The organism is Moorena sp. SIO3I6 (assembly GCF_010672095.1).
Genome location: NZ_JAAHHU010000825.1, coordinates 1 through 2134, shown reverse-complemented (window position 1 = coordinate 2134; position 2134 = coordinate 1). Strand labels below are relative to the sequence as shown.

The following is a 2134-nucleotide window of genomic DNA, read 5'->3' as shown; positions in this document are numbered from 1 at the left end:
TCGGTAATCGGTAATCGGTAATCGGGAATCGGGAATCGGGAATCGGGAATCGGGAATCGGGAATCGGGAATCGGGAATCGGGAATCGGGAATCGGGAATCGGTAATCGGGAATCGGGAATCGGGAATCGGTAATCGGGAATAGTAAAGCTAAATCTGTTACCTCTTGCCTATTACCTGTCCCTAATTCAACAGTCAACCAACATTAAACCTTCAACCAACCTTAAACCTTCAACCAACATTAAACCTTCAACCAACATTCAACCTTCAACCAACATTCAACCTTCAACCAACATTCAACCTTCAACCAACCTTCAACCTTCAACCAACATTCAACCTTCAACAACATCCCAACAAAGCGGTGGGCTAATCATACCTTTTTCACTATATTTTGAACGCACTAAAAAGTTATAAACACGCAAATGGTAGTCATAGGTATAAGCCCGATTCGGTTCATAAACCCCAACATCAACAAAATACTTGCCACTGTTTAAATCTAAGCGGGATAGATGGAGTTGGATTTTTCCTTTACCTTTAATACCTGGTACTGATACTCCCATGGTAGTTGTGTTAGTCTCAAGACAAACTTGACTATCTTCAGTACTAATGAGGACACTAAAAATTAGTCCATCAATTGGTTGAGGTGAAAAGTACTCAATCTCAATAGCTAAGGAATCACCACTATTAATCTCTAAGCTAGGTAACAGCAACACATCGGTAATTTCTACTTCTAGAGAGCCAAAGCGGTTTTGATTCATTCGCAGTTGCACACCAGACCTAGTGACTTGGGAGGATCCGTTGGGAGTGCGTTGCTGAGTTTGCGATCGCATTTGATTGACATACTGTGCTACTACCACTTTTGGCTCACCATAAGCCATGATTTGTCCTTGTTGTAGCCACAAAGCGCGATCGCAAAGTTGCTCAATTTGTTCGCTACTGTGAGAAATTAGGACAATAGCACAGCCAGACTCTTTCAACTGCGCAATTCGTTCCAAGCACTTAGCCTGAAATCTCAAATCCCCAACGGACAGAAACTCATCAACTAGCATCACATCTGGGTCTGTGTGTACAGCCACCGAAAACGCCAGCCGCATCTGCATCCCTGTACTATAAGTGCGCACTGGATTATCGATAAACGGCTCAAGTTCAGCAAACGTCACGATTTTATCAAACCGTCGCCCCATCTCTTCACGAGTAAGACCTGCTACCACACCACTAACAAAAGCGTTTTCTCGCCCAGTCAAATCTGGATGGAAACCAGCTCCCAAATCCAGCAGCGCTCCAATGGAGCCATTAACCGTAACCTTCCCTTTATCCGGTTTTCCAACCCCACCAATCAAGCGCAACAGGGTTGATTTACCAGCCCCATTGTGACCGAGAATCCCCAGCATCTGGCCTGGAGAAACGGTGAAGGTAATATTCTGCAACGCCCAAAACCTTTCCGCTGCCATAATATGGCGAAAACCCGACAGCGCCGCCTCCATAATGGTAAACGGTCGGTCAGGATGATAGTTGTTAAAGCGTTTACCGAGTCCTTTAACAATAATTGCATCAACCATCTATAATTCCTCCACAAAGCGATCGCTCTGCCACCGGAAAATTTGAAGACCGATAGGTAAACATACTGACGTGACCAAAGCCATAACTAGCAGAGCTAGCCAATCCGGTGCTGTGCCTTTAATTAGTACAGTGCGATAGGCGTTAACCAGATGCACCATCGGGTTAAGGTAATACAAAAACTGATAATTTTTCGGGACATTAGTAATATCATAAAAAATCGGTGTCACATAAAAAAGCAGCTGTAAAAGTACACCAATAGTATGCTGGGTGTCGCGAAACGTTACATTAAAACCAGCTAGTAGATAGGCTAAACTAATGGTAACGGCAAACTGGAGAGCTTGTAGGATTGGTAACAGTATAACTACTGGCTGTAACTGAACACCATCGATTAACAGAAAGATAACTAATACTGGCAGGGCTAGAATAAAATGAATCAGACCGGTGGTTACAGTCACCACCGGTAATATAGCGTTTGGAAAACCCGGTTGTCGGATCAGGGGGCGATTATGAATAATCACTCCAGTTGCTTGAAAAAGAGAGCTGTTAAACCATGTCCATACCAACAAACCAGAAAAA

At 43.8% G+C, this 2134-nt stretch carries 2 protein-coding genes and 1 pseudogene; all 3 read right to left on the bottom strand.

Going from position 1 to position 2134, the window contains the following annotated elements; all coding sequences use genetic code 11:
- A pseudogene (locus tag F6K49_RS43205) lies at positions 1–197 on the bottom strand (hypothetical protein); the annotation flags it as partial.
- Between the two features lie 133 nt (positions 198–330).
- Complete coding sequence (locus F6K49_RS43200; protein WP_293107794.1) at positions 331–1557, bottom strand: ABC transporter ATP-binding protein; 1227 nt, start codon at positions 1555–1557, stop codon at positions 331–333.
- Positions 1558–2134, bottom strand: a 577-nt coding sequence (locus F6K49_RS43195; protein WP_293107791.1) for an ABC transporter permease, incomplete at its 5' end; no start/stop codon positions are given. It abuts the gene before it with no gap.

What these genes read in the sequence shown, in the direction of transcription:
- F6K49_RS43200 (WP_293107794.1), bottom strand. Translation starts at nt 1,557, where the DNA reads ATGGTTGATGCAATTATTGTTAAAGGACTCGGTAAACGCTTTAACAAC.